We start from the raw sequence: 25347 nt of genomic DNA, 5'->3' as shown, positions 1-25347 counted from the left end.
TAAAAACAATTATCAGGGGCGCCCGGTCACCGGGCTGCCCGAGGTCACATCAATGTCCAAGCATGCATCCACTGCTGCCGCTGTTCAGGGTTCGAACGCGGGTTCAAAAAGCCACAGTGACAAGGGAAGTCGCTATGTCCAACTGATGCTCCTGGTGCTGGCCGCCGGTGCGATCTACCCGATCCTGTACCTGCGTCAGGTCTACCAGACCACCATGCTCGAGGTGTTCCAGATCAACCACAGCGAGCTGGGTTATCTGTACTCGATGCTCGGTACGATTTTCCTCCTGAGCTACTTGCCGAGCGGTTGGCTGGCCGACCGTATCGCCCCGCGTTTTCTGATTTTCTTCTCGCTGGTTGCTACCGGTGCATTGGGCCTTTGGTATTCCACTGCGCCGTCGCTGACCGGGCTGATGATCATCTTCGGTTGCTGGGGGCTGACCACCGGCCTGACGTTCTGGGCCTCGGTGCTCAAGCGCGTGAAGATGATCGCCCATCACACCGAGCAAGGCCGGTTCTTCGGCATCCTTGATGGCGGTCGCGGCCTGGTCGAAGCGTTGCTGGCGACCGTTGCGCTGGGGTTGTTTGCCTTCGCCACCGAAACCCGTGGCGAGTCGGCGGCGCAAGGCTTCAAGCACGTGGTTTACCTCTATGCCTTCACCTGTATCGCCATCGGCTGTGTGCTGGTGCTGATCAAGGACCCGAAGTCGATGGACAACACCGCGGCGGTGGAGAAGGGCAAATACAACCTGCTCAGCGACCTGGCCACGCTGGTGAAAATCCCCGAGTTGTGGCTGGTGACGGCCATCGTGTTCTGCGGTTATCACATCTTCTGGGCCACCTACAGTTTCTCCGATTATCTGCAGGGCGGCGGCATGACCGCCGTCATGGCCGGCACCATCACGACTATCAAGTTGTGGATGCGCCCGATTGGCGGGATCGGCGGTGGCTGGCTCGGTGACAGGTTTTCCAACATTTCGGTGCTGATCGTGGCGCTGTTCCTCGCGACATTGGCGATGGTCGGCCTGATCGTGTTCCCGGCACTCAACAGCATGGGCCTGTTGATCGGCACGGTGATTTTCATCGGCCTGATGACCTACGCCATTCGCGGTTTGTACTGGGCGATCCTCGACACCTGCAACATCCCGCTGCGCATCACCGGCCTGGCAATCGGCATTGTCTCGGTGGTCGGTTATATGCCCGACGCGTTCATTCCCTTGATCAACGGCTACCTCACCGAGCATTTCCCCGGCGCCTTTGGTTACAAGCTGTATTTCGGCTACATCGCCTTCGTCGGCCTGCTCGGTACCCTGGCGGCCCTGACTCTGCGCGCTCGTATCAATCGTAAAACTTTCAATAAGACAGGTGCCTGAGATGAAAATCGTCGCCCTTGAAACCCATATCGTTGCTGTACCGCCACCGCACGTCGGCGGCATGTACTGGCTGTTCGTCAAACTCAAGACCGATTGCGGCATCGAAGGCGTGGGCGAAATCTACGCTGCGACCTTCGGCCCGAAAGCCATGCTGCCGATCATCGAAGACGTGTTCGAACGCTACCTGCTCAACCACGATCCGCACCACATCGAACGCTTCTTCCGTCAGGCCTATTCAAGCGGTTTCACCCAACGTCCGGACCTGACCATGATGGGCGTGGTCAGCGGTCTGGAGATGGCGTGCTGGGACATCATCGGCAAAGCGGCGAACAAGCCGGTGTATGAACTGCTGGGTGGCAAGGTCCACGAAAGGCTGCGTTCCTATACCTACCTGTACCCGGTCAACAGCAAGGGTGAGTACGACTACGACGACCCGGACCTGGCGGCCGAATGCGCCATCGAGAACATGAACAAAGGCTTCACCGCCGTGAAGTTCGACCCGGCCGGGCCATATACGGCGTACTCCGGGCACCAGATCTCGCTGGAGGTGCTGGATCGCTGCGAAACCTTCTGTCGCAAGATCCGCGAAGCGGTGGGCGACAAGTGCGATTTGCTGTTCGGCACCCACGGGCAAATGGTGCCGTCCTCGGCGATTCGCCTCGCCAAGCGCCTGGAAAAATACGATCCGCTGTGGTTCGAAGAGCCGGTGCCACCGGGCCAGGAAGAGGCCATGGCGCAAGTCGCGGCCAAGACCAGCATCCCGATTGCCACCGGCGAGCGGCTGACCACCAAATACGAATTCTTCAAGCTGTTGCAGGCGGGCGGTGCGTCGATCCTGCAGATGAACGTCGCCCGTTGCGGCGGTCTGCTGGAAGCGAAAAAGATCGCCAGCATGGCCGAGGCCTATTACGCGCAGATCGCACCGCACCTCTACAACGGGCCGATTGGCGCGGCGGCAAGTTTCCAGCTGGCCACCTGCACGCCGAACTTCCTGATCCAGGAAAGCATCATGACCTGGGGCGGTTTCCACGCCGAAGTCCTGACCAAGCCGTTGCAGTGGGAGGACGGCTACATCATTCCGTCCACCGAACCGGGGCTTGGCGTAGAGCTGAACATGGACGTGGTGCGCAAGCATTCGCCGTACACCGGTGAGCGTTTGCACCTGCAAATGGCGCCGACCCCGGCTGACGTCAAAGACTCGTCGCCAGCCCGAGGCTGAAGATTTGCCGCCCATGGCAGGCACTGCGGGTGAACCCAGTCCCTGTGGGAGCAAGCTCGCCCCCACAGGTTTTACGCCATACCTGCCGGGCGGTTTTTTTGTACAACGACTTACGCGGTAACCCTGCATGACATACGACTACATCATCGCTGGCGCTGGCGCCGCAGGTTGCATCCTCGCCAATCGGCTCTCGGCTTCGGGCAAACATTCGGTGCTCCTGCTGGAAGCGGGCGGCAAGGACAGTTCCCTGTGGTTCAAGGTCCCGGTCGGTTTTGCCAAAATGTATTACAACCCGACGTTCAACTGGATGTACTACAGCCAGCCGCAAAAGCAGCTGAACAACCGCGAAATCTATGCCCCGCGCGGCAAGGTCCAGGGCGGTTCGGGTTCGATCAACGCGATGATCTACGTCCGCGGCCAGGCCCATGACTTCGATGACTGGGCGGCCAACGGCAACGAGGGCTGGGGCTTCAAGGACGTGCTGCCCTACTTCCGCAAACTGGAAAACCATCCCCTGGGCGACAGCGAATACCACGGCGGCAGCGGCCCGATCAGCATCACGCCGATGAAAGGCCAGACCCATCCGATCTGCGACGTGTTTATCAAGGGCTGCGACGAACTCGGCTACCCGCACAGCGACGACTTCAACGGACCGGCATTCGAAGGTTCGGGGATCTACGACGTCAACACCAAAAATGGCCAGCGCTGTTCCAGCAGCTTTGCGCATCTGCACCCGGCCTTGAGCCGGCCGAACCTGACCGTCGAGCATTTCGCCCTGGTGGATCGGGTGCTGTTCGACAACGGCCGGGCGACCGGTATATCGGTGACCCAGCACGGCGTGGTGCGCACCTTCACCGCCAGCAAGGAAGTCATTCTGTGTGCCGGTGCCGTGGACACACCCAAGATTCTGCAACTGTCCGGTGTCGCCGATCAGGCGCTGCTGGCCAGGCACAATATCGCGCTGGTCAAACACCTGCCGGCGGTGGGGCAGAATCTGCAGGATCACCTGTGCGCCAGTTATTACTACAAGGCCAACATCCCGACACTCAACGATCAACTGAGCTCGCTGTTCGGGCAATTCAAACTCGGCCTCAAATACCTGTTCACCCGCAAGGGCGCACTGGCGATGAGCGTCAATCAGGCCGGCGGCTTCTTTCGGGGTAGCGAGCAGCAGAGCCATCCGAACCTGCAGCTGTACTTCAACCCACTGTCGTACCAGATCCCGAAAAACAACAAGGCCAGCCTCAAGCCCGAACCATATTCAGGCTTCCTGCTGTGCTTCAACCCGTGCCGGCCGACCAGTCGCGGGCACATCGAGATCGCGTCGAAAAATCCCCGTGACGCGGCCTTGATCGACCCGAATTACCTGAGTACGCAAAAGGACATCGACGAGGTGATCCAGGGCAGCCGGCTGATGCGCAAGATCATGCAGGCACCGGCGCTCAAAGGCATCACGGTCGAAGAAGTGCTGCCGGGCCCGGTGGTCGAAACCGACGAGCAGATGCTGCAGTATTTCCGTGAAAACAGCGGTTCGATCTATCACCTGTGCGGTTCCTGCGCGATGGGTGCGGATGAACGGACTTCGGTGGTGGACAAGCGTTTGAAAGTCCACGGTATTGACGGGTTGCGCATTGTCGATGCGTCGATTTTCCCTAACGTGACGTCCGGCAATACCCATGCAGCGGTGCTGATGGTGGCGGAGAAGGGCGCCGATCTGATTCTGCAGGACGCCTGATTTTTTCACTTGCCTGTATCAAAAATGAATTTCCGCCGAGCCCGCTGCTCATACCTGTAAGCAGCGGGTTTGAGCCCGCGAAATCATTAGGCGATCAGGGAGTGGCAAAGTCATGTGTCCAGAATCGATGGCGGGCGAGCACCTTCCTGGCGGGTTGATTCTTGTGGTTGAGGATGACCCGTTGATCCTGGAGTTTCTCTGCGAAATTCTTCAGGAGGAGGGTTTCGTCGTTGAACCACAGGTCAGCGCGGATGCAGCCGCCAATTACCTGGAGCAGCACGCCGATGAGGTACGGTTGTTGCTCACGGACATCACCATGCCCGGCAAACTCAATGGCGCGGATCTGGCTAATCTGTTTGGCGACCGCTGGCCGGACAAGCCGATCATGATCATGTCCGGCTTCGAAACGCCGGAATCGTCCGGGGTGAGGCATCAGGTGTCCTTTATCAAGAAGCCTTGGGCGCTGGGGCAATTGCTCGATGGCGTGGCAGCTGCATTTAAGCCGAAGACGGTGGGCTGAACATCAGCGCGCGGTTGAGCCCAACCCTCTCGCAAATGCTACATTGCTCGGCAAAACTCGCCTGGCTCTTGTAAAAGGACGCTCATCCTTGTCAGCTCAACATTCGGTTTTCAACAAGCCTTATCGTGCCTTTCTGTTTGATATGGACGGCACCGTCCTCAACTCCATCGCCGCCGCCGAGCGCATCTGGACCACCTGGGCCTTGCGCCACGGGGTAGATGTCGACGCTTTTCTGCCGACCATTCATGGCGCCCGGGCCATCGACACGGTCAACCGCCAGGCCTTGCCGGGTGTCGATGCTGAAGCTGAGGCGGCGTGGATTACCCAGGCGGAAATCGAGGACGTCGAGGGGATTGTCGAGGTAGGCAGGGCGGCGGAGTTCCTGACGTCGCTGCCGGCCGGTCAGTGGGCGATCGTGACGTCTGCGCCCAGGGCACTGGCGCTGCGACGGATGGCGGCGGCGGGGATTCCGGAGCCTGCGGTGATGGTCACGGCGGAAGATGTCAGCGCGGGTAAACCCGATCCTGCGGGGTATCGATTGGCGGCCAGGCGGTTGGGCGTCGAAGTGACCGATTGCCTGATTTTCGAAGATGCCACGGTGGGCATTCTCGCGGCGGAGGCGGCGGGGGCAGACCTTGTGATCATCACCTCGACCCATGAACATCCGCTCGAGACGCCGCATGCGACGATGGTCAGTTATGAAGCGATCGCCTGCGGTGTCGACGGCGATGGCCGGATCCGTCTGCGATATTCGTAATCCCCCCCCATGTTGGAATGGGTTTGTTCAGTACACACCGGGTATCAACCGCCAGCTGCGGCTGCAATACGCCTCATATTCACTGCCAAACTGCGCCCGCAGCAGCGCTTCTTCGGCGTGAATGCGGGCGATCAGCGGGATCACCGTCAGCGCTGCCAGCAACAGGCCAACGCCTGAACGAAACGCCAGCGCCCAACCCACGGCATTGACTAACATCCCCAGATAACTGGGGTTGCGCAACGTTCGATAAATCCCGTCGGTGACCAGCCGGTGCCCCGGTTGAATCGCCACCAGCCCGCTGAAACGCTTGCCCAGGACAAACACCGGCCACAGGCGCAATACACCGCCGACGATGAACAGCAACGCCCCGAGCCAGCGCACGCCTTCACCGCCGAAGGTCCAAACGTCGATCCGGTCGGTGTAGGCCGGTAGAAAAGCGCTCACTGTCCCGATCACCCCGAAGGCCGGCAGCACCCAGCGATTGGCCCGGTCTTCCCGTTCGCCGGAGCTGAGATTGACCTCGGAGAACAGCGCCGCGATCGCCATCACCAGGGTCGCCAAGGCAACGACCACCAACGCCGAATGAGAGAAAAACGCCGCGAACGAGCCCATCCCCCACACGGCGAACCCAAGGTAGGCGAGGGTGCTCACGATGGCGAAAAACGCCAGTCTGGCCGAGATGTTCATCCGTACCTCCACACGCGAACCTGCCCCCTCATTGTAGGAGCTGCCGCAGGCTGCGCGGATAAACGCTTCAGGCCGAACGGGCGTTGCGCCGAATCACCTGGGGTGGCTGCCCGAACGCCCGAAGAAACGCTTCGCGCATGCGCCGGCGATCACTGAAGCCGGATTCGGCAGCGATCTGATCGAGGTTCAGTCGCCCGCGCTCCAGCATCTGTCGCGCCGCTTCCAGGCGCAGGTTTTCGATGGCCTTGGCCGGCGATTGTCCCGTTTCTGCCCGGAACGCCCGGCTGAACTGGCGCGGGCTGAGGCGCGCCACGTCCGCCAGTTGTTCCACCGACAACGCCTCGGCGAGGTGTTCCCGGGCGTAACCGAGCACGGTCTGGATGCGGTCGGATTTCGGCTCCAGTTCCAACAGCGCCGAATGCTGGGACTGGCCGCCCGCCCGCCGGTGGTACATCACCAGTTTCTGTGCCACGGAGCGCGCGAGCAGCGGGCCGTGATCCTTCTCGACCATCGCCAGCGCCAGGTCGATACCGGCCGTCATCCCGGCTGAAGTCCAGATCGAACCGTCAATCACGTAAATGCGGTCCTCTTCCACCTTGATCGACGGAAACCGTGCTTGCAGTTCCCTTGCATAAGCCCAGTGCGTGGTCGCCCGACGCCCCTCGAGCAAACCGGCCTGGGCCAGGACAAACGCCCCGGAGCAAATCGACGCCGTGCGCCGCGCGGTTTTAACGCTGGCGCGCAGGTAATCCAGCACACCCTCGGGCGCCTGTTCGAGGATGGCATCGCCGCCGACCACGATCACCGTATCGAACACCCGCTCATCGAACGCCTGGGTGCCGACACTCAAACCGCCGGAAGCACGCAAGGTACGGCCGTCCTCGGACAGTACGCTGACGTCGTAAAGCGCTTCGCCGGCGCTGAAGTTGGCGTACTCGAACACCGGCATGGCCGCCAGCGCCATGGTCTGAAAACCCTCAAACACTACAAACGCCACGGAAGTCATCGATAGGCCCTCAATGGACATGTCCTAAAAGCGTACTTTAAACGTCATTTGAGACGGAGGTCAGTCAATTTATAACGGTCACATCCGGCGAACCTCTCGCCTCACTGTGAAGGACACTGAACATGGCTCTCTCATCCAAAGGCACCGCCCTCATCACGGGCGCCTCTTCCGGCATCGGCGCGGTCTATGCCGATCGTCTCGCGCGTCAGGGTTACGATCTGATTCTGGTCGCCCGCAGCCAGGCCAGGCTGAACGCCTTGGCCAATCACTTGAGCAACGAAACCGGTCGCGCCGTGGAAGTCGTCGCTGCCGATCTGAAAGACAAGGCCGATCTGCGCCGGGTCGAAGGGATTCTGCGCACCGACGCGAGCATCACCTTGCTGGTCAACAACGCCGGGGTCGGTGCTGTCATGCCGCTGCTGGGGAGCCCGGTGGATGACATGGAAGACATGATCACCCTGAATGTCACCGCACTGATGCGTTTGGCCTACGCGGTAGCGCCCGGGTTCGTCGCCCGTGGCAACGGCACCGTGATCAACATCTCCTCGATCGTGGCGATTGCCCCCGAGATTCTTAATGGCGTGTATGGCGGGACCAAGGCGTTCGTTCTGGGGTTGAGCCAATCCATGCACCATGAACTGGCTGACAAAGGCATTCGTATTCAGGCCGTATTGCCTGGCGCCACCGCCACCGATTTCTGGAGCGAGGCCGGCAACCCGGTGGAAAACCTGCCGCAGGAAATCGTCATGACCGCCGAGGACATGGTCGATGCGGCGCTGGCAGGGCTCGCGAATGGAGAGGTGGTGACTATTCCGGGTCTGCACGACGGCTCGCAATGGGACCGTCACGAAGCCCAGCGCCAAACCCTGTCGGGCTTGTTCGGCAACTCCATGGCGGCACCGCGTTATCGTTGAAACGGCAAGCTCGGGCCGCGGTGAACTAAGCTTGGATAAGGACCGTACAACACCGCAATATTGTTCACTTAAGAGTGTCTTGAATCAAAGGAAACTTGTGGCGAGGGAGCTTGCTCCCGCTTGAGTGCGTAGCAATCACAAAACTCGGCAATAGTTGTCAGATTTTTGGGGCCGCTACGCAGCCCAGCGCGAGCAAGCTCGCTCGCCACAAAGGTATGCACGATCCAAGAGCGCGCTTAAGTGAACAGCATTGCGCTCCACACCGATTCGTTGAACCACTCGACAAGTCGGTGTGCGACCGAGGAGCCCAACATGCTTCACATCAGAACTCCCCTTATCCTGCACCCGGGCTTGTCGACCCCCACTCGGCGGATCTGGCTCAAGCTGGAAAACCTGCAACCCAGCGGTTCGTTCAAGCTGCGTGGCATGGGGTTGTTGTGCAGCCAGGCAAAGGCCCAGGGCAAGCGCAAGGTGGTCTGTCCTTCGGGGGGCAACGCCGGTTTCGCCACCGGCGTCGCGGCGGCCAGCCTGGGGTTGCAAGCCTGCATCGTGGTGCCGCACACCACCCCGGAAAGCACCCGCGCGAGGATTCGCAAAACCGGTGCCGAAGTAATCGTTCACGGCAAGGTCTGGGACGACGCCAATCAACGGGCGAAGGAGCTTTCACAAGCGGCGGACACCGAATACGTGCCGGCCTTCGATCATCCGGTGTTGTGGGAAGGGCACAGCACGATGATCGATGAGATTCTCGAGGACTGCCCTCAAGTCGATACGCTGGTGACGTCGGTGGGGGGTGGTGGTTTGCTGGCGGGCCTGCTCACGGGATTGACTCGGCATGACCGCCTGGATTGCCGTATCGTCGCCTGCGAAACCGCGGGAGCGGCGTCTTTTTCGGCGGCGATCAAGGCCGGACATCCCGTCAGGCTTTCGCGCATCGACACCGTGGCGACCTCCCTCGGCGCCGCTCAAGTGGCCGCCTGGCCGGTGCAGCACATCCTCGATTTCCCTCACCAATGCGTGGTGCTCGGCGATGACGAAGCGATCATGGGCGTGGTGCGTTACGCCAATGACCTGCGTCAGCTGGTGGAGCCGGCGTGCGGTGTTTCATTGGCCATCGGCTATCTGGACCACCCGGCAATCGCCGATGCCCATGATGTGGTGATCGTGGTGTGTGGTGGCATCAGCGTCAGCGTACAACTCGTTGCCGGATGGGCACGTTCATCCGCTACAAGCGCAAAGTAGCCGCAAAGCAGGGCCGTTAACACCTGTCCAGGTGTTACAGGCCCCACCGCGCCCGTTTCAGCCCTCATTGCCCGGCAGCGGCACTGTCCTGGATCAGAATGGCTCTGGCGAGGTCTTCGTCACTGGCGTTCAGCCCGGGATTGTCCTGGCGAATCTGCTTCATGACCGATTCCAGATACACGCCTCGAATCGCACCGCCGCTGGCCACGAAGCTGGAGGCGTCATCCCGGGCGGGAATCATGAGTTTGTCGTCCTTGAAGGTCGAGTACAGCGAAGCGGAAACCCCGGCGGAGGTGGCGACATCGCCCGCATCCACTTTCGCGAAAGCCGAGCCGAAGGGTAAGCACAACACAAGGGAAGAGATGATGATCAGACGGCGCATGACGGTGTCCTCCGAAAGCGTGAAGCGTAAAGGAAGTACCACACAGTTTAGGATATGCAGCGACGGTCAGGAGTTCCTTGCAGCACAAACTATCACTTCAACCAGCAGCCTTGGATCCGCGAGCCGGACCTCGCCGCACGCGCGGGACATCCATATGCGACGGCTCGGGAAACAGAGTCCCGGCCAAGGCTATGCTGGCCAACTCGGGCTCAAGTTGTTCGACATCCGCGGCGTTCAACACCTGCTGCGCAATGCCCAGCGAACGGCGCAACGCGAAGCCCGGCATTCATTGAGAAAGCGCAACAGCAGGGCATCAACCGAAGCAGGCGCGCCCAGTTGAAAGACCTGTCATTTGTGTCAGTAGCCGCCATCAACGCCGCATGTTATTCAATAGGCATGAACAGCCTCCGCATCGACAATGGCACGCCCGATCTCGCGGTCTTTGACCCGCGAGGCTTGGCAGTGTGCGCGGTGGCTTACTGCCGTTCGGTCGCGGGACAACCGGTGCAGCCGCAGATCACCCGGCGGGTGTTCGACCCGTTGGGCCGTGAAGTCGAGCGCTTCGATCCGCGATTGTGGGCCGAGCAGCGTGGGCCGAATCGAACCTCCGTCCGCGCATTGTCTAGCACCGAGTTGCTCAACGTCAGCGTTGATTCGGGCTGGACTCTGTTGCAGTTCGGACCGGCGGGGCAGTGGCTGCAACGCTGGAACAGTCGCAGCAGCCAGCAACGCGACTACGATGTGCAATTACGTCCGGTCGCCGTCACCGAACAACTCGAAGACGAAACCCCGCGGGTGGTCGAACGCTTCCAGTACGGCGGCCCCGGCGGCAGCACTCGCAACCAGTGCGGCAAGTTGATCCGCCACGACGACCCGAGCACTACCCGGCACATGCTCGACTATGATCTGCGCGGCCAACCGTTGCTGGAGAGCAGCCACTTTCTGACGTCGCTGGATCCGTTGCACTGGCCGCTGGAGATCGACGCGCGCAATGCCTTGCTCGAACCGGCGCCCGGCCTCGACAGTCGCTGGACCTACGACGCCTTGGGCGAGGTTGCGACGCAAACCGATGCCATGCTCAATCGCCGGCGGTTCAGCCGCACCTGCGCCGGGCAATTGCGCGCCGTTTCCTTGCAGCGCCAAGGTGCAGGCGAGGTGACGCTGGTCAGCGATCTCGGCTACAGCGCCGGGGGGCTGGTCGAGCAGGAAACGGCAGGCAACGGCGTGATTACCCGTGCCGAGTTCAGTCCGGACGACGCGCGTCTGCTGCGCTTGAGCGCCGGCCTGCCCAACCAACCCTTGCTGCAAAACCTGCTTTACACCTACGACCCGGTTGGCAACCCGCTGAAAATCGACGACCAGGCCAAAGCCACCACCCATTTCAAAAACCAGCGCATCGACCCCGTCAGCACCTACATCTATGACAGCCTGTACCGCCTGACCCGCGCCACCGGCCGCGAAGTCTACCGCGCCGCCAACGACCCGAACGCGCTGGTCAACTACCGCGAAGAATACGATTACGACGCCAGCGGCAACCTGCTGGAACTGCGGCACCTCGGTGCGCAACCCTTCACCCGGCGTTGGGCGGTGGACGCGGCCAGCAACCGTCGGGTGATCGCGTACGACGGCGATTCAGCGCCGGATTTCCCCCGCGAATTCGACGGTAACGGCAACCAGCTTCATTTGCTGCGGGGGCAAGCGATGGGTTGGGATGCGCGCAACCAGCTGAGCCAGGTGTCCCCGGTCACCCGTGAAGACGGCCCGGACGACTGTGAACTGTATCGCTACGGCGGCGGTGGCAAGCGCCTGCGCAAGGTACGTTGCGCACTGGCCTCACACCGCAGCTTGATCGCCGACGTACGTTACTTGCCGGGGCTGGAAATCCACCGCGCCGCCAATGGCGCCGAACGGCATGTGCTGGAGATCGAGGCCGGGCGCAACACGGTGCGGCTGCGGCATTGGGTCGGCACTCCCCCGACTGGCGTCGACAACAACCATTTGAGTTACAGCGTCAGCGATCACCTGCGTTCCAGCCAACTGGAACTTGACGAAGAGGGTGCAGTGATCAGTGAGGAAGGCTATTTGCCGTTTGGTGGTCGGGCGTGGTGGGTGGCCCATCACGCCGCCAAGGCGTCGTACAAGACCACGGGTTACTCGGGCAAGGAATGCGACGTGACCGGGTTGAGTTACTACGGTTATCGCTATTACGCGCCGTGGCAACACGGCTGGCTCAACCCGGACCCGGCGGGAGAGGTGGACGGGTTGAACCGGTACTGTTTTGTCGGGAACTCGCCGATGCGATATGCCGATGCTGATGGGCGGATGATGGATGACACCTTGGATCAATTCATCAGTAATTTGAAATACAACCCCGGGGGAGATGACCAAACGGTGATGGAACTTGTGGTGGGGTTATCTGGGCACGTGAGCGAGAACGTGATCGATCCAAGCGCATTTCTCCAAACGTTAACGAGCAACCCTGCGGACGATGGGCCTCGGGTGAGAAGCCTTGCCGAGGAGCTGAGCCGCTCCGGGCAAGCGGCCTCCCAAACGCAGGCATTGCCTGTTCAGTTCCCGGGATACGTATCTGCATCTGCCCTTCCCGGTACGGCATATGGGACCGGCGCGGAGCAGGCGCACGACGGGAATATACGGTTCAGCTGTCAGCATTGCCCGAAAGGGTTTGAGGGAAAACATGGTTTTGATAGGCACATGCAAACCCACACGGGAGAAAAGCCTTTCAATTGCTTGGTTTGCAAAAAAAGTTTTGCGTTCAGCATGAATTTGACGAGACATATGCTAAGCCACACCGGAGAAAAGCCGTACCACTGTGAGACTTGCGGCAAAGATTTTGCGCGAAACGATGCTTTGACGAGCCACAGACGAACTCACACCGGAGAAAAGCCGTACGTCTGCGAGTTTTGCCATCAAGGTTTTGCAGCAAATGGTGCTTTGACGCGCCACAGACGAACTCACACCGGAGAAAAGCCGTACGTCTGCGAGTTTTGCCATCAAAGTTTTTCGGAAAGTACTTCTTTGACGCGCCACAGACGAAAACACACCCTGGAAAAGCCTTATGACTGTTCGAGTTGCTATATGTGTTTTGCGGTTTCCAGCGACAGGAATCGACATCAGCGGCGCAAACATGGTGCTCTGAAATAGCCATATTCGAATGAAGTCAGTTTGCCCCAGACTTTTCGCTCATCGCGAAAACCGCTTCCAATATTCCCGCGGTGAACCCTCGGTCTGTGCTGAAACATGAGGCGTACCCCATCACTAAGCTCCAAGGTGCTGCCTTCATTAGCGTTACCTGTCATTTGTGTCAGTAATGGCATGTTATTCAACCCGCATGAACAGTCTCCGCGTCGACAAGGGCACGCCCGATCTCGCAGTCTTTGACCCGCGAGGCTTGGCAGTGTGCGCGGTGGCTTACTGCCGTTCTGTCGCGGGACAACCGGTGTTTTTTTGCCTGCGCGTTGCCCCCGTTTCCACTCGTGATAATCCGGAACAATTGAATTGCCGGGGCAGGGCTGTTTCCCCTCGGCTCCGTCCCGCGCACGGTGGTAACGTAGGGCGCTCGAACCGTCGGGAGCATCGTCATGGAATTGGGAATATCGGGTCGCTGGGCGATCGTCTGCGCCGCCAGCAAGGGCTTGGGGCTGGCCTGTGCGCGTGCCTTGGCGAAAGAGGGCGTGAACCTGGTGATCAACGCTCGCGGCAACGACACTTTGCAGGCTGCCGCCGTTGAATTGCGCAGCCTGGCGCCGACCATCGAAGTGCGCACGGTCGCCGGCGACATCAGCGAGCCGGCCGTGCGTGAGCAAGTATTGGCGGCGTGTCCGCAAGTGGACATCCTGATCAACAACGCGGGTGGCCCACCGCCGGGTGACTTCCGTGACTGGCAACGTGAGGACTGGTTGAAGGCGCTGGATGCCAACATGCTCACGCCCATCGAGCTGATCAAGGCTTGCGTCGATGGCATGGCCGAGCGCGGTTTCGGACGCGTCGTCAACATCACCTCCGGCGCGGTGAAGGCGCCGATCGATGTGCTCGGTCTGTCCAACGGCGCCCGCAGCGGCCTGACCGGTTTCATCGCCGGACTCGCGCGTCAGTCGCGGCTGGCGGGGAACAACGTCACGATCAACAATCTGCTGCCCGGCCCGTTCGAGACCGAGCGCCTGCACAAGACCCTGAGTGCTGCCGCCGAGGCCAATGGCGCCAGCGTCGAGCACATCAGTGCGCAGCGGCGCAAAAACGTGCCAGCCCAACGCTTTGGCCAGCCCGATGAGTTCGGCGCCTATTGCGCGTTCATTTGCAGCGCCCAGGCGGGTTTTCTCACCGGGCAAAACCTGTTGCTGGACGGCGGCAGTTATCCCGGCACGTTTTGATCGTTGCAAAGGAGCGCAGGGCAGGTGAGCGTCGATATCGAATGCGTCGTGGTCGGGGCCGGCGTGGTCGGGCTGGCGGTGGCCAGAGCGTTGGCCCGGAGCGGGCGCGAAGTGATGCTGGTCGAAGCCGGCGAAGGCATCGGCGTGGGCATCAGTTCGCGCAACTCGGAAGTGATCCACGCCGGCATCTATTACCCGAGCGACAGCCTCAAGGCGCAATTGTGCGTGGAAGGCAAACAACGTCTATATGCCTTTTGTGATGATCGCGGCGTCGGCTATCAGCGACTGGGCAAGCTCATCGTCGCCACTGATGATCACCAGCGCGGGGCGTTGCAGAAGTTGCTGGAGCAGGGCGTCCGCAACGGTGTCGATGACTTGCAATGGCTGGACGCCAATCAGGCTCGCGAACTTGAACCGGCGCTGTCCTGCGTCGCCGCGCTCTGGTCGCCTTCCACCGGAATCGTCGATTCCCATGCCCTGATGCTGGCGCTTCAGGCGGACGCCGAGGCCGCCGGAGCCTCGATGGCATTTCATACGCCGCTGGCATCGGCGCGGTGCAGTGAACACGGTTTCCAATTGCACATGGGGGGCGTCCAGCCGATGACCTTGAGCTGTCGTGAGTTGATCAACTGCGCCGGGTTGTCCGCACCGGAAGTGGCGAGCCGCATTGAAGGCTTGTCGTCGCTGCACGTTCCATTGGCTCGTTTGTGCAAGGGCAGTTATTTCAGTTTCAGCGGTCGCGCGCCGTTCCGGCGTCTGGTTTATCCGGCACCGGAAAGTGCCGGGCTGGGGGTGCACATGACCCTCGATCTTGGCGGTCAGGCGCGTTTCGGACCGGATGTGGAGTGGATCGACCACATCGATTACCGCGTCGATCCGCGCCGTGCCGAGGGTTTCTACGAGGCCATCCGGCGTTACTGGCCAGCCCTGCCCGATGACAGGCTGCAACCGGCCTACAGCGGCATCCGCCCGAAAATCACCGGCCCGACAGAACCCGCCGCCGACTTCATCATCAGCGGCTCCGACGACCATGGCGTGCCCGGACTGGTCAATCTGTTCGGCATCGAATCACCGGGGCTGACCAGTTGCCTGGCGCTGGCCAGGCGGGTAACGCAAGCTCTGAGCGACCGATGATCAGCGTTTGAGCTGCCCCCGCGAGATGAGGGCTATGCTTTGCAGTGCGCCCATTGCAATGGGAGACCTGCGATGATCAACGTACGCACGGCCCGCATGCTGGCCGATTACAAACGCTGGGCCAATCAGCGCCTCTTTGACAGCCTGGCCGATTTGCCGCCGGGCGAGGTCAACAAAGCGCGGGTCTCGGTGTTCAAGAACATGATCGGTACCCTCAACCACATCTACGTGGTGGACTGCATCTGGCAGGCTCACCTCGAAGGCCGGGGGCACGGCTTCAAGACTTCCCACGATCTGCTGCATCCCGACCTTGCCGACCTGCGCATGGCGCAAAAGGACATCGATCATTGGTACTGCAACTGGAGCGACCGGCAAACCGAGGCGTCGCTGGATAAACCTGTCGAGTTCACGTTTGTCTCGGGCGAAAGCGGGACCATGAGCGCTGGCGCGATGTTGCTGCACGTGGTCAATCACGCCAGCTATCACCGTGGCTGGGTGATCCAGATGTACTTCGACATTCCGGCCATGCCGCCGATGACAGACCTGCCGATTTTTCTGCGCGAGACCGACCCGGGCTTCAACGCGGTCAATGCCCCGGCAGTGGCGCCGACATGTGTTGGGCAATTCTCGAGCGCAACCAACGTTCTGCCGGATCGTTATCGTTGACCCCGTTCCACACCATCGACAACTCGGACAGGTTGATGTCAAACGGCGGGTCATCTGCCCGCAACTGGCTGCTGCCTTCGATCAACGCACAGGCGGCGTAGTCCGGCACCGTGGCGAGCATGTCAGTGCCGGCCAGCAGGGCGCGCAGGCCGGCGAACTGCGGCACCGCCAGCACCACGCGGCGTGAGCGGCCAATACGCGCCAGATCGTTGTCGATCGCGCCGGTCAGGTCCCCGGAAAACGACACCAGCGCATGCGGCCGGTCACAGTAGTCATCCAGCGTCAGGGCGCCGGGACGGTTGTCGCCGCGCAGGATCTTCACGCTCAGATCGCGCAGTTTCTTGCGTTTGGCGTTGGCCGGCAGTTCCGTGGTGTAGCTGATCCCGACGGAAATCTCGCCGCTGGCGAGCATCGACGACATCAGCAGGAAATTCACTCGCCGCACGACGACCACAACGTTCTGCGCCTCTTCGCGGATTTGCTTGAGCAGCGGCGGAAACAGGCCGAACTCGGCGTCGTCGGACAGGCCGATGCGGAACACGTCGCGGCTGGTGGCCGGGTCGAAATCCTTGGCCCGGCTGACCGCACCGGAGATGGTGTCCATCGCCGGCTGCAATTCCTTGAGAATCTGCAGCGCGCGCTGGGTCGGTTCCAGCACACGACCGTTGCGCACCAGCAGCGGGTCATCGAACAGATCGCGCAACTTGGCCAGTGAAGCACTGACGGCAGGTTGGCCGAGGAACAGCTTTTCCCCGGCCCGGGTCAGGTTCTTTTCGAACATCAGGGTTTCGAAAATCACCAGCAGGTTCATGTCCACGCGGCGCAGGTCGTTGCGATTCATGGCGGGGCTACTCGCAGGGCTTCGGGGTTTATTCAGTAAAGCACCGAACTCCCGGGGCAGGAGCCGCACACCTTTGTCATGACAGGATTCCTGTGGCGAGGGAGCTTGCTCCCGCTCGGCTGCGCAGCAGTCGTAAAACCTGCATGCGCGGTTTGTCAGAACTGACCATCGTCGCCTGATTGGGGCCGCTTCGCGACCCAGCGGGAGCAAGCTCCCTCGCCACACGGATGGTGGTTTAGCTGACGGGCTCGGTCAGCACCTTCCGGAACGTCTCCACCAACGGCCGCAAATTGATCCGGTGCCACGCTGCCCACAGCGGCGTGGTGAACGCAATCCACGGCACTTCCCGCAGCACCACGCCCGGTGGCGCATTGCGGCTCAAGCCTTTCTGAATCATCGCGATGCCCAGCCCCGACGCCACCAGCCCCAGTGCGGTGAAGGGTTCAGTGGCCTCCATGCGGATGTCCGGGGTGAAACCGGCGCGGATGCAGGCACTGACGAAGTCTTCGCGGCTGGCGCAGTTCTGTCGGTGTTGCACACCGATCCATTCCTGGTCGGACAGGTCTTCCGGGCCCAGCGTCGCTTGATGGGCGAGGGGATGATGCTCGGGCAGCGCCAACAGCATCGGGTCGTCGAGCACCTGAAAACCCAGCAAGTCCGGATCGTCGGCGACGGGCGGTTCGCTGACCAACGCGATATCGAGGCTACGCTGACGCAGGCCTTCGAGTTGTTCGGCGGAGCTGAGGTTGTACAGCGCGACGTGCACGTTGGGCCGGTCCACCCGCAACACCCGCAAGGCATTCGGCAGGACGCCGGCGTGCATGGCGTTTTCGATGTAGCCGATGCACAGGCCGCCTTCTTCGCCACGACCGAGGCGTTTGCCGAGGGATTCCAGGCGATTGGCGTGGGTCAGCAGGGCGCGGGTTTCGGCGAGAAAGGTCTGGCCGTCGCGGGTCAGCCGAATGCGTTGCTGGCTGCGCTCGAACAGGGTCAGGCCCAGCCGTTCTTCGAGCTGGGCGATCTGCCGGCTCAGGGGCGACTGGGAAATGTGCAGGCGCTCGGCGGCGCGACCGACGTGTTCTTCCTCGGCGACGGCCACGAAGTAGCGCAATTGGCGGATGTCGATCATGTCAGACCTATAGGGACTCAAGTGCTGCGCATTATGTCTTGGACGGTCCGATCCTCGCAATCTAGGATTGGCTCATCGGTCACCTGACTGACCACTGACATCGAGAGGAATCATCCATGAGCTTGAAAGACAAACTGCCCGGCGCGCTGGGTTTCGGCACTGCCCCCCTGGGCAATATGTTCCGCGCCATCCCGGAAGAAGAGGCGATGGCCACCGTACACGCCGCCTGGGATGCTGGCGTGCGTTATTTCGATACCGCGCCGTTTTACGGCTCGGGCCTGTCGGAGATTCGCCTCGGCGCCGCGCTGGCTCGCTACAACCGTGACGACTACGTACTGAGCAGCAAGGTCGGCCGGGTGATTCTCGACGAAATCGAAGACGCCGCTGCCCGGGATCTGGGCGAGAAGAGCGGGGTGTTCGAGCACGGTCGCCCGAACAGGATCGTCAACGACTACAGCGCCGACGCGACGATGCGTTCCATCGAAGACAGCCTCGAGCGTCTGCAAACCGATCGCCTGGACATCGTCTGGGTGCATGATATCGCGCAGGATTTCTACGGCGATCAATGGCTGGAATACTTCAACCAGGCCCGCACCGGCGCTTTCAAGGTACTGACCCGTTTGCGTGAAGAAGGCGTAATCAAAGGCTGGGGCCTGGGCGTGAACAAGGTCGAGCCGTGCGAACTGACCCTTGATCTGACGGAAGCCCAACCGGACGGTTTTCTGCTGGCGGGGCGCTATACGCTGCTGGATCACGATCGTGCCCTGCAACGTTTGATGGACGCTGCCTTGGCACAGAATGTCGAGATCGTGGTCGGTGGCCCTTACAGCTCGGGCATTCTGGCCGGCGGCGCGCACTTCGAATACCAGAAGGCCAGCCCGGCGATCATCCAGAAAGTCGAGCAGATCAAACGCATCGCGGCGGCCCACGGCGTCGACATCAAGGCCGCTGCATTGCAATTCTCCCTGGCCAATCCTGCCGTCGCGGCGGTGATTCCGGGGTCCAGCCGTCCGGACCGGATTGCTGAAGATGTGGCTGCGTTGTCGGCAGTCATTCCCGCTGCGTTCTGGCAAGCGATGCGCGAAGCGAAGCTGGTGTCTGAACGCGCTCCATTGCCTGCCACAGGAGTTTGAACATGAAGATCGATCTGACTGGAAAACTCGCCATTGTCAGCGGTAGCACCGCCGGCATTGGCCTGGGCATCAGCAAGGCACTGGCCGAGTCCGGCGCCACGGTGGTGGTGATCGGACGCGAAACCGCCAAGGTCGAGCAAGCGCTGGCGAGCATTCGCCAGAGCGTGCTGGGTGCGCAACTGCGAGGCCTGACCGCCGACCTCGGTACCGCCGAAGGCGCCGAGCAATTGTTCGCCGCCGAGCCGCGTGCCGACATCCTGGTCAACAACCTCGGCATCTTTAACGAAGTGGATTTCTTCGACACCCCGGACAGCGAGTGGACGCGCTTCTACGAGGTCAACGTGATCTCCGGTGTACGCCTGTCACGGCATTACGTGCCGGACATGGTCAAGCAGGGCTGGGGGCGGGTGATCTTCCTGTCCTCGGAATCCGGGATCGCGATCCCGGCCGACATGCTCAACTATGGTGTGACCAAAAGCGCTAACCTCGCCGTGTCCCACGGGCTGGCCAAGCGGCTGGCGGGCACTGGCGTGACCGTCAACGCGATCCTGCCCGGCCCGACGTTGACCGATGGCCTGGAGCAGATGCTCAAGGACGCCACGACCGAATCGGGGCGCAGTGTCCGGGAAGAAGCCGACGCCTTCGTGCGCAAGGCCCGGCCGACATCGATTATCCAGCGCGTGGCGAATGTCGAGGAAGTCGCCAACCTGGTGGCCTACATCGCGTCGCCGCTGTCGTCGGCAACAACCGGTGCAGCCCTTAGAGTTGACGGCGGCGTCGTCGACAGCATGGCGATCTGAAATTTTTGAATGAGAGAGAACATTACATGGCAACGGCATCAGCGTTTATCGACATCCCGGCTTCGGCCGACCAGGTCTGGCATTTGATCGGTGGCTTCAATTCGCTGCCGGACTGGCTGCCGTTTATTCCCAAAAGCGAGCTGAGCGAAGGCGGGCGCGTGCGCAGTCTGCAAACCGCGGATGGCGCCGTAGTGATTGAGCGGCTGGAGGCGTTTGATAACGCCGGGAAGACATACAGCTACTCGATTTTGCAGGCGCCGTTCCCGGCGACTGATTATCTGGCGACCATTCGCGTTGAAGCGCAGGGTGAGAGTACGCGGGTGACCTGGTCGGGTCGGTTTGCGCCGGTCGGGGTGAGTGAGGAGGAGGTGACGGCGTTGTTTGGCGGGATCTACCAGGGTGGACTCGAAGCCCTTCGAGCCAACTACCCGGCCTGACTGATCGACACATGACCTGTGGTAGCGGACAAGCCGCTCCCACAGGTCATGTGTCAGTTCAGCAGATTTGCGTCAGGTCTGGGGAATGAGGCTCTGCCGACAATCCAGCACCAACCGCGCGCCACCGCATTCGCTGTCACCCACTTCCAGCGTAAACCCATGCAGGCTGACAATCGCCGCCACGATCGACAGCCCCAGCCCGAACCCGCTTTGCTGATTGCCACCTTCGGCGCGGTAGAAACGCTGGAACACGGCTTCGCGTTCGGCTGCAGGGATGCCCGGTCCGGAGTCGAGCACTTCGATCCGCGTATGCCCACCCTCATTGACCCCGCGCAAAATCACCTCGCCACCCGGCGGTGTGAATTTGATCGAATTGCTCAACAGATTTGCCACGGCTTCGAACAGCAGCGCCCGATCGCCCTTCAGCGCCGGCAATGATTCGGGCAATTGCAGCTTGAAAACCAGCTCGTCTTCCTCCGCCAGCGGCAGGTAAAAGTCGTGCAGTTCCTGCAACAACGGCACCGGGTCGAGTTGCACAAAACCGGAGCGCCGCTGCCGGTCTTCCAGCTCGGAAATGCGCAGCAAACCGCGAAAGCGCGCCATCAGCGTGTCCGCTTCACTCAACACGGAATCCAGTTGCGCGGCTTCCTGGGAACCTTCGCCCGCCTGTTGCTGCATGCGGTACAACTGCGCCCGCAAGCGGGTCAGCGGCGTGCGCAAGTCGTGGGCAATGTTGTCGCACACACCCTTGACCTCGTTCATCAAGCGTTCGATGCGTTCGAGCATGGCATTGACGATGGCGGCGAGCATGTCCAGTTCGTCGCGGCGATTGGACAGCGGCAGGCGTCGGGTCAGATCCCCGGCCACAATCGCCTCGGCACTGGCCTGAATCCCGCGAATGCGCCGCAGCGGTCGACGGCGCAGCAGGTGCCATCCGACGATGCCCGGCAAAATGGTCAGGGTCACGCCCCAGAACAGCGCGTGGAGGATGATCCGGGTCACGGCGAACAGCGAGCCGTTGTCGCGCACCAGTATCAGCCAGCGACCATCACGCGTCTGGGTCGCCACCGCATCGCAACTGTCGCTGGGCAAGGTCGGATCATCGGAGTCGGCGCAGTCGCTGAGCATGTGAATCCTGCCGTCCAGTGGCAGGCCTGCGGGTATGTGGCGCAGGGCGCCGCTGAGGTAGCGATGCTCGGCATCGAACAGGCCGTAGGCGTCGATGCCACGAATGTCGAAGGTCATGCTGACGGCGAGGGCGTCCACCAGTTGTTCGCCGGAAAAGCGCGAGAACAAATGCTGACGTTGCATCAGCGAGTGCTTGGCCAGGTTATCCAGGTAGGCGGACACCTCGTAGTACATGACCCCCATGAGAATCCCGCTCCAGAGCACGAACAGCGAACTGTAGAGCGCCAGCAAGCGACTGATGGAAGAACGCCAGCCTTTAGAGGGGTTCGGCAATGACATAACCCGAGCCTCGCACGGTCCGAATCAGGGGGACGTTGCCGGGCGGGTCGATCTTTTTGCGCAGGCGGCCGATGTGCACGTCGATCAGGTTGGTGCCAGGGTCGAAGTGATAGCCCCAGACCTCTTCGAAAATCATCATTCGCGACAGAATCTGCCCGGTGTTGCGCATCAGGAATTCCAGCAATTTGTATTCGGTGGGCAACAGCGTCAGCAACTGACCGTCTCGGCTGGCTTCGTGGCTGATCAGGTTCAGTTCCAGATCGGCCACCCGCAGCGTGGTGGCCTGGGCGGTCACGGTGTTCTGCCGGCGCAGCAACACTTCGACCCGCGCGGCCATTTCATCCGTGGCAAAGGGTTTGGTCAGGTAATCGTCCCCGCCGGCACGCAAGCCACGCACGCGCTCATCGACATCGGAGAGGGCACTGATCATCAGGATCGGCGTCGACACGCCCATGGTCCGCAGCGTCGTGACAATCGCCAGGCCATCGAGCTCGGGCAGCATGCGGTCCAGCGTGATCAGGTCATAGTTGCCGCTGACCGCGCGCTCAAGACCTTCGCGGCCGTTGTCGACCCAATCCACGTCGAGGCCGTGGCTGCTCAGTTCGGCGACGATTTCCCGGGCGGTCACGGCGTCGTCTTCGATGGTCAAGATGCGGGTCATAGGTTGGCCTGATTAAAGGTTCACAGCGATGTGCGGCATTTTGCCAATAAATGGCTGCAACCTTTTTAAATAAAACTTCATTTGGCGGTGCTTCCCGTGGCATGCAGAAAACCCGCTGATATTGCCGGTTTCTTGCAATTTGCATGAGAAATTTAAGTTCAGATTTTCTATGTGATTGAAATTCAACAACTTATCTAGGATTGGCGACTGGCACGTTGACTGCAATTCCTCTTTTGACGAGTTGTAACAACATCTTTCCTGCCTGGAGCGACATAATAATGAATAGATCCTCTGATGGTTTCTATCCTGCCGCAGAAGAGTCAAGCACGCTGTCGGGCGTTTCCTGGGGTGCGATTTTCGCCGGGGCCGCTGCTGCGGCGGCGTTGTCGTTGATCCTGGTACTGCTCGGTTTCGGCCTGGGTTTCTCGGCGGTTTCCCCATGGGCCAACGAAGGCGTCAGCGCCAAGGGCCTGGGCATTTCAACGATTATCTGGCTGGCCGCCACACAAATCGTCGCTTCGGGGCTCGGTGGTTACATCGCCGGCCGCCTGCGGGTGAAATGGGCGAACATGCATGGCGATGAAGTCTACTTCCGCGACACGGCCCATGGCTTCCTGGCCTGGTGCGTGGCGACGCTGGTGACTGCGACGCTGGTGGTCGGCTCAGTCAGCAGCATCGTCAGCGGCGGTGTGCAGGCCGGTGCCAATGTGATGGGTGGTGCCGCAAGTGCCGCGACGCAAGCGGCCGGAACCGCAGCCGGTAATACCAACAGCGACCCGTACGGCTATTTCGTCGACAGCCTGTTCCGCGACGATCGCCCGGCTGCCGTCAGTGATGACGCCGCCCGCGGCACTGTCACCCGCATCTTCGTGCGCTCGCTGGGCAACGACGGTCAACTGGCCGCCGAAGACCGCACGTATCTGGCACAACTGGTGGCGCAACGGACCAACCTCACGCAAGCGGACGCTGAACGTCGTGTCGATGAAGTCTATGCCCGTACCCAAAAAGCCGTAGCCGACGCGAAACTGGCCGCCCAACAAGCTGCGGACACCGCCGCCAAAGTCGCGGCATGGACGTCGCTGTGGATGTTCATCGCGCTGCTGATCGGCGCTTTCTTCGCCAGCTTCGCCGCCACATTCGGCGGTCGTCGTCGGGATGCCGTGGTGTATCTGGAATCCGACGCTTATGTGACCACTGCACCTGTTCGCTAACCCTGGAGAATCATCATGCGCTCATTACTGCTGTTCTTTCTCGGTGTACCGATCCCGATCATCATCCTGATCGCCCTGTTCATGCACTGATCCGCTGAGGCTCATGCCTGCGCCGCTTCTGCCTCTGGTGGACGCGGCGTTTTTGTTTTGACGGGGGATCTGTCACAACACATCTGTCTACTCAATCGGCGTGCTCAAAAACTCATCAAGCCCTTCGGCATACGCTGTGAAGGCACTGATCTGGGGAAAGTGCTGATCATCCACCTGATCCGGCACCACCAGATGGGTGAAGCTCCAGGCCACCGCCAGCGTAATCCCGTCCTGATCGATCGAACCGTCAGTCTTCAGTGGCTGCATTTCCAATTCCCGCTCCAGCGCCGAATACGCCGCCGCCAATTGCCCTTCGACCCGTTCCACCCAGGGCTCAAACTGGATTTCCGCAGGGCGCAGGTTGCGTTCGTAATAAAGCTGCACGGACTTCTCGCACGCTGCCAGCGCCAGGCCGATCAGGCGTAACGAACGCAGGCGTTGATCCAGCTCGCCAGGCATCAGACTTTTACCCGTTGGCGCCAGCGCTTCCAGGTAATCGATGATCAACGTCGAGTCGATCAGCACCTCGCCGTCATCCAGTACCAGCGTCGGCGCCTTGACCACCGGGTTGATCTGCTGGAACTGCTCGAAGTGCCGAAACACCGAAACCGATTGGTGATCAAGGTCGATGCCCAGGCGTTTGGCAGTAATGGCGACCCGCCGTACGTAAGGCGAATTCAGCATGCCGATCAGTTTCATTGCACCGCTCCTCAGATGGTCGTTTCGGGATGGATAACCTTAGCCGAGGTTGCCCGCGCTGCAAACGTGTTGCACCGGCGGCTCATCAACCGGCAAATGCGGTCGATAACCCCTACTGTCGCAGCCGTTTGTCTTCTATATACAGCCGCTCGATTGAATTTCTTGCTATAAACGCACTCCGATAACCACCGCAAAGGCTGCCATAGAGCACTTTCAGGGCTTTGTCGGACAAATTCGCTGACTTTTCAGTTGCTGGGGCCTCAAGTCGGCCTTAGACTGCCGCCCCTCGTAAATTGAGTGCCGGGTGGCGCTTGGAATAAACGGCGCCGTTCCGATGGCCAGACCAGGTCCGCCGGAACGCTCCCTAATTCGCCTTAATGCACGTTTTTTTATAGAGATATCAATGACAAAGGACAAGTTGCTGGCCATGCCGGCGGATGACTACATGAATGCCGAGCAACATGCTTTTTTCTCTGAGCTGTTGCAGAACATGAAAGTCGAAACCCATGAGCGCATCGAGCAGAACCGCATCGCCATCGAGAGCCTGGACACCCCGGCCGATCCGGCTGACGCGGCGTCTGTCGAAGAAGAGCGCACTTGGCTGGTGAACGCGATCGATCGCGACCAGCGCATGCTGCCTCAGTTGGAACAGGCGCTGGAACGCATCAAGGAAGACAGCTTCGGCTGGTGCGACGACAGCGGCGAGGCCATTGGCCTGAAACGCCTGCTGATCAGCCCGACCACCAAGTACTGCATCGAAGCTCAAGAGCGTCACGAACAGATCGACAAGCACCAGCGTCAGGCCTGATTTCGTAGCGCCCCGCATCGCGGGCCAGCCTCACTCCTGAAGGAGCAAG

At 60.9% G+C, this 25347-nt stretch carries 24 protein-coding genes; 16 read left to right on the top strand and 8 right to left on the bottom strand.

The features are described 5' to 3' along the window. Positions 1-52: 52 nt before the first annotated feature. From ACM1ZW_RS28310 to ACM1ZW_RS28290, 5 genes are all read left to right on the top strand, one after another. Positions 53-1372: an MFS transporter gene (locus ACM1ZW_RS28310; RefSeq protein WP_416739809.1), complete on the top strand. Its 1320-nt coding sequence runs from the start codon at positions 53-55 to the stop codon at positions 1370-1372. A 1-nt stretch (position 1373) separates the two neighbouring features. Next, positions 1374-2591, top strand: a complete 1218-nt coding sequence (locus tag ACM1ZW_RS28305) for a mandelate racemase/muconate lactonizing enzyme family protein (protein ID WP_017339550.1) — start codon at positions 1374-1376, stop codon at positions 2589-2591. Positions 2592-2718: 127 nt separating this feature from the next. Then, on the top strand, positions 2719-4326 hold the full coding sequence (locus ACM1ZW_RS28300) for a GMC family oxidoreductase (protein WP_416739808.1): 1608 nt from the start codon (positions 2719-2721) through the stop codon (positions 4324-4326). 112 nt (positions 4327-4438) lie between these two features. Further along, on the top strand, positions 4439-4846 hold the full coding sequence (locus ACM1ZW_RS28295; RefSeq protein ID WP_031319014.1) for a response regulator: 408 nt from the start codon (positions 4439-4441) through the stop codon (positions 4844-4846). An 88-nt stretch (positions 4847-4934) separates the two neighbouring features. Further along, on the top strand, positions 4935-5603 hold the full coding sequence (locus ACM1ZW_RS28290) for an HAD-IA family hydrolase (protein ID WP_414878389.1): 669 nt from the start codon (positions 4935-4937) through the stop codon (positions 5601-5603). A 27-nt stretch (positions 5604-5630) separates the two neighbouring features. Here ACM1ZW_RS28290 and ACM1ZW_RS28285 read toward each other — a convergent pair whose 3' ends face one another. Both ACM1ZW_RS28285 and ACM1ZW_RS28280 read right to left on the bottom strand, forming a co-directional pair. Next, positions 5631-6290 carry a methyltransferase family protein gene (locus ACM1ZW_RS28285; protein WP_416739807.1) on the bottom strand — a complete coding sequence of 220 codons (660 nt, stop codon included), beginning with the start codon at positions 6288-6290 and terminating at the stop codon, positions 5631-5633. A 67-nt stretch (positions 6291-6357) separates the two neighbouring features. After that, positions 6358-7296: a GlxA family transcriptional regulator gene (locus ACM1ZW_RS28280; RefSeq protein ID WP_017339545.1), complete on the bottom strand. Its 939-nt coding sequence runs from the start codon at positions 7294-7296 to the stop codon at positions 6358-6360. A 122-nt stretch (positions 7297-7418) separates the two neighbouring features. Between ACM1ZW_RS28280 and ACM1ZW_RS28275 the strand changes: the two genes are divergently transcribed. Beyond that, positions 7419-8210 (top strand): SDR family NAD(P)-dependent oxidoreductase, encoded by a 792-nt coding sequence (locus ACM1ZW_RS28275; protein ID WP_017339544.1) that lies wholly within the window; start codon positions 7419-7421, stop codon positions 8208-8210. A gap of 312 nt (positions 8211-8522) precedes the next feature. After that, entirely contained in the window at positions 8523-9452 is a 930-nt protein-coding gene (locus ACM1ZW_RS28270; RefSeq protein ID WP_416739806.1) for a pyridoxal-phosphate dependent enzyme, read from the top strand. Positions 9453-9516: 64 nt separating this feature from the next. Here the strand turns inward: ACM1ZW_RS28270 and ACM1ZW_RS28265 are convergent, their stop codons facing one another. Continuing rightward, positions 9517-9834 (bottom strand): DUF2388 domain-containing protein, encoded by a 318-nt coding sequence (locus tag ACM1ZW_RS28265; RefSeq protein WP_017339414.1) that lies wholly within the window; start codon positions 9832-9834, stop codon positions 9517-9519. 396 nt (positions 9835-10230) lie between these two features. Between ACM1ZW_RS28265 and ACM1ZW_RS28260 the strand changes: the two genes are divergently transcribed. From ACM1ZW_RS28260 to ACM1ZW_RS28245, 4 genes are all read left to right on the top strand, one after another. After that, positions 10231-12996: a C2H2-type zinc finger protein gene (locus ACM1ZW_RS28260; RefSeq protein ID WP_416739805.1), complete on the top strand. Its 2766-nt coding sequence runs from the start codon at positions 10231-10233 to the stop codon at positions 12994-12996. A gap of 437 nt (positions 12997-13433) precedes the next feature. Beyond that, positions 13434-14222, top strand: a complete 789-nt coding sequence (locus ACM1ZW_RS28255) for an SDR family oxidoreductase (RefSeq protein ID WP_414884414.1) — start codon at positions 13434-13436, stop codon at positions 14220-14222. A gap of 24 nt (positions 14223-14246) precedes the next feature. Next, positions 14247-15356, top strand: coding sequence for an NAD(P)/FAD-dependent oxidoreductase (locus ACM1ZW_RS28250; protein WP_416739804.1), 1110 nt, complete (start codon positions 14247-14249; stop codon positions 15354-15356). A 72-nt stretch (positions 15357-15428) separates the two neighbouring features. Further along, entirely contained in the window at positions 15429-16022 is a 594-nt protein-coding gene (locus ACM1ZW_RS28245) for a DinB family protein (protein ID WP_017339410.1), read from the top strand. On the opposite strand, the gene ACM1ZW_RS28240 is transcribed toward ACM1ZW_RS28245, so the two are convergent. Both ACM1ZW_RS28240 and ACM1ZW_RS28235 read right to left on the bottom strand, forming a co-directional pair. Further along, complete coding sequence (locus ACM1ZW_RS28240; RefSeq protein ID WP_017339409.1) at positions 15943-16863, bottom strand: LysR substrate-binding domain-containing protein; 921 nt, start codon at positions 16861-16863, stop codon at positions 15943-15945. The genes ACM1ZW_RS28245 and ACM1ZW_RS28240 overlap by 80 nt on opposite strands. A gap of 235 nt (positions 16864-17098) precedes the next feature. Further along, complete coding sequence (locus ACM1ZW_RS28235; protein WP_017339408.1) at positions 17099-17992, bottom strand: LysR substrate-binding domain-containing protein; 894 nt, start codon at positions 17990-17992, stop codon at positions 17099-17101. A gap of 116 nt (positions 17993-18108) precedes the next feature. Between ACM1ZW_RS28235 and ACM1ZW_RS28230 the strand changes: the two genes are divergently transcribed. Genes ACM1ZW_RS28230 through ACM1ZW_RS28220 form a run of 3 tightly spaced genes read left to right on the top strand, consistent with a single transcriptional unit; the run spans position 18109 to position 20362 of the window. After that, positions 18109-19125, top strand: coding sequence for an aldo/keto reductase (locus ACM1ZW_RS28230; RefSeq protein ID WP_416739803.1), 1017 nt, complete (start codon positions 18109-18111; stop codon positions 19123-19125). Positions 19126-19127: 2 nt separating this feature from the next. After that, the gene (locus ACM1ZW_RS28225; RefSeq protein ID WP_416739802.1) at positions 19128-19925 is read left to right on the top strand and encodes an SDR family NAD(P)-dependent oxidoreductase; all 798 of its coding nucleotides are present in this window, start codon (positions 19128-19130) and stop codon (positions 19923-19925) included. Positions 19926-19951: 26 nt separating this feature from the next. After that, positions 19952-20362: an SRPBCC family protein gene (locus tag ACM1ZW_RS28220; protein ID WP_017339405.1), complete on the top strand. Its 411-nt coding sequence runs from the start codon at positions 19952-19954 to the stop codon at positions 20360-20362. 72 nt (positions 20363-20434) lie between these two features. Here ACM1ZW_RS28220 and ACM1ZW_RS28215 read toward each other — a convergent pair whose 3' ends face one another. Next, entirely contained in the window at positions 20435-21829 is a 1395-nt protein-coding gene (locus ACM1ZW_RS28215; protein ID WP_416739801.1) for a sensor histidine kinase, read from the bottom strand. Continuing rightward, complete coding sequence (locus ACM1ZW_RS28210; protein ID WP_017339403.1) at positions 21807-22490, bottom strand: response regulator transcription factor; 684 nt, start codon at positions 22488-22490, stop codon at positions 21807-21809. The genes ACM1ZW_RS28215 and ACM1ZW_RS28210 overlap by 23 nt, the downstream gene beginning before the upstream one ends. 278 nt (positions 22491-22768) lie before the next feature. Between ACM1ZW_RS28210 and ACM1ZW_RS28205 the strand changes: the two genes are divergently transcribed. After that, complete coding sequence (locus tag ACM1ZW_RS28205) at positions 22769-23701, top strand: hypothetical protein (protein ID WP_017339402.1); 933 nt, start codon at positions 22769-22771, stop codon at positions 23699-23701. 177 nt (positions 23702-23878) lie between these two features. On the opposite strand, the gene ACM1ZW_RS28200 is transcribed toward ACM1ZW_RS28205, so the two are convergent. Next, the gene (locus ACM1ZW_RS28200; RefSeq protein ID WP_416739800.1) at positions 23879-24490 is read right to left on the bottom strand and encodes a glutathione S-transferase; all 612 of its coding nucleotides are present in this window, start codon (positions 24488-24490) and stop codon (positions 23879-23881) included. Between the two features lie 403 nt (positions 24491-24893). Between ACM1ZW_RS28200 and ACM1ZW_RS28195 the strand changes: the two genes are divergently transcribed. Beyond that, positions 24894-25298 (top strand): TraR/DksA family transcriptional regulator, encoded by a 405-nt coding sequence (locus tag ACM1ZW_RS28195; protein WP_007907888.1) that lies wholly within the window; start codon positions 24894-24896, stop codon positions 25296-25298. Positions 25299-25347: the final 49 nt, after the last annotated feature.

Origin of the sequence: Pseudomonas sp. NFX71 (assembly GCF_048079215.1) — a bacterium.
Lineage (GTDB): Bacteria > Pseudomonadota > Gammaproteobacteria > Pseudomonadales > Pseudomonadaceae > Aquipseudomonas > Aquipseudomonas fluorescens_B.
This window is presented reverse-complemented; position numbering and strand designations above follow the sequence as displayed.

Excerpts from the sequence above, each read along its gene's own strand:
- ACM1ZW_RS28310 (WP_416739809.1), top strand. The coding sequence starts at position 53 with ATGTCCAAGCATGCATCCACTGCTGCCGCTGTTCAGGGTTCGAACGCG.
- ACM1ZW_RS28305 (WP_017339550.1), top strand. The coding sequence starts at position 1,374 with ATGAAAATCGTCGCCCTTGAAACCCATATCGTTGCTGTACCGCCACCG.
- ACM1ZW_RS28300 (WP_416739808.1), top strand. The coding sequence starts at position 2,719 with ATGACATACGACTACATCATCGCTGGCGCTGGCGCCGCAGGTTGCATC.
- ACM1ZW_RS28295 (WP_031319014.1), top strand. The coding sequence starts at position 4,439 with ATGTGTCCAGAATCGATGGCGGGCGAGCACCTTCCTGGCGGGTTGATT.
- ACM1ZW_RS28285 (WP_416739807.1), bottom strand. The coding sequence starts at position 6,290 with ATGAACATCTCGGCCAGACTGGCGTTTTTCGCCATCGTGAGCACCCTC.
- ACM1ZW_RS28280 (WP_017339545.1), bottom strand. The coding sequence starts at position 7,296 with ATGACTTCCGTGGCGTTTGTAGTGTTTGAGGGTTTTCAGACCATGGCG.
- ACM1ZW_RS28275 (WP_017339544.1), top strand. The coding sequence starts at position 7,419 with ATGGCTCTCTCATCCAAAGGCACCGCCCTCATCACGGGCGCCTCTTCC.
- ACM1ZW_RS28270 (WP_416739806.1), top strand. The coding sequence starts at position 8,523 with ATGCTTCACATCAGAACTCCCCTTATCCTGCACCCGGGCTTGTCGACC.
- ACM1ZW_RS28265 (WP_017339414.1), bottom strand. The coding sequence starts at position 9,834 with ATGCGCCGTCTGATCATCATCTCTTCCCTTGTGTTGTGCTTACCCTTC.
- ACM1ZW_RS28260 (WP_416739805.1), top strand. The coding sequence starts at position 10,231 with ATGAACAGCCTCCGCATCGACAATGGCACGCCCGATCTCGCGGTCTTT.
- ACM1ZW_RS28255 (WP_414884414.1), top strand. The coding sequence starts at position 13,434 with ATGGAATTGGGAATATCGGGTCGCTGGGCGATCGTCTGCGCCGCCAGC.
- ACM1ZW_RS28245 (WP_017339410.1), top strand. The coding sequence starts at position 15,429 with ATGATCAACGTACGCACGGCCCGCATGCTGGCCGATTACAAACGCTGG.
- ACM1ZW_RS28240 (WP_017339409.1), bottom strand. The coding sequence starts at position 16,863 with ATGAATCGCAACGACCTGCGCCGCGTGGACATGAACCTGCTGGTGATT.
- ACM1ZW_RS28235 (WP_017339408.1), bottom strand. The coding sequence starts at position 17,992 with ATGATCGACATCCGCCAATTGCGCTACTTCGTGGCCGTCGCCGAGGAA.
- ACM1ZW_RS28230 (WP_416739803.1), top strand. The coding sequence starts at position 18,109 with ATGAGCTTGAAAGACAAACTGCCCGGCGCGCTGGGTTTCGGCACTGCC.
- ACM1ZW_RS28225 (WP_416739802.1), top strand. The coding sequence starts at position 19,128 with ATGAAGATCGATCTGACTGGAAAACTCGCCATTGTCAGCGGTAGCACC.
- ACM1ZW_RS28220 (WP_017339405.1), top strand. The coding sequence starts at position 19,952 with ATGGCAACGGCATCAGCGTTTATCGACATCCCGGCTTCGGCCGACCAG.
- ACM1ZW_RS28215 (WP_416739801.1), bottom strand. The coding sequence starts at position 21,829 with ATGTCATTGCCGAACCCCTCTAAAGGCTGGCGTTCTTCCATCAGTCGC.
- ACM1ZW_RS28210 (WP_017339403.1), bottom strand. The coding sequence starts at position 22,490 with ATGACCCGCATCTTGACCATCGAAGACGACGCCGTGACCGCCCGGGAA.
- ACM1ZW_RS28205 (WP_017339402.1), top strand. The coding sequence starts at position 22,769 with ATGAATAGATCCTCTGATGGTTTCTATCCTGCCGCAGAAGAGTCAAGC.
- ACM1ZW_RS28200 (WP_416739800.1), bottom strand. The coding sequence starts at position 24,490 with ATGAAACTGATCGGCATGCTGAATTCGCCTTACGTACGGCGGGTCGCC.
- ACM1ZW_RS28195 (WP_007907888.1), top strand. The coding sequence starts at position 24,894 with ATGACAAAGGACAAGTTGCTGGCCATGCCGGCGGATGACTACATGAAT.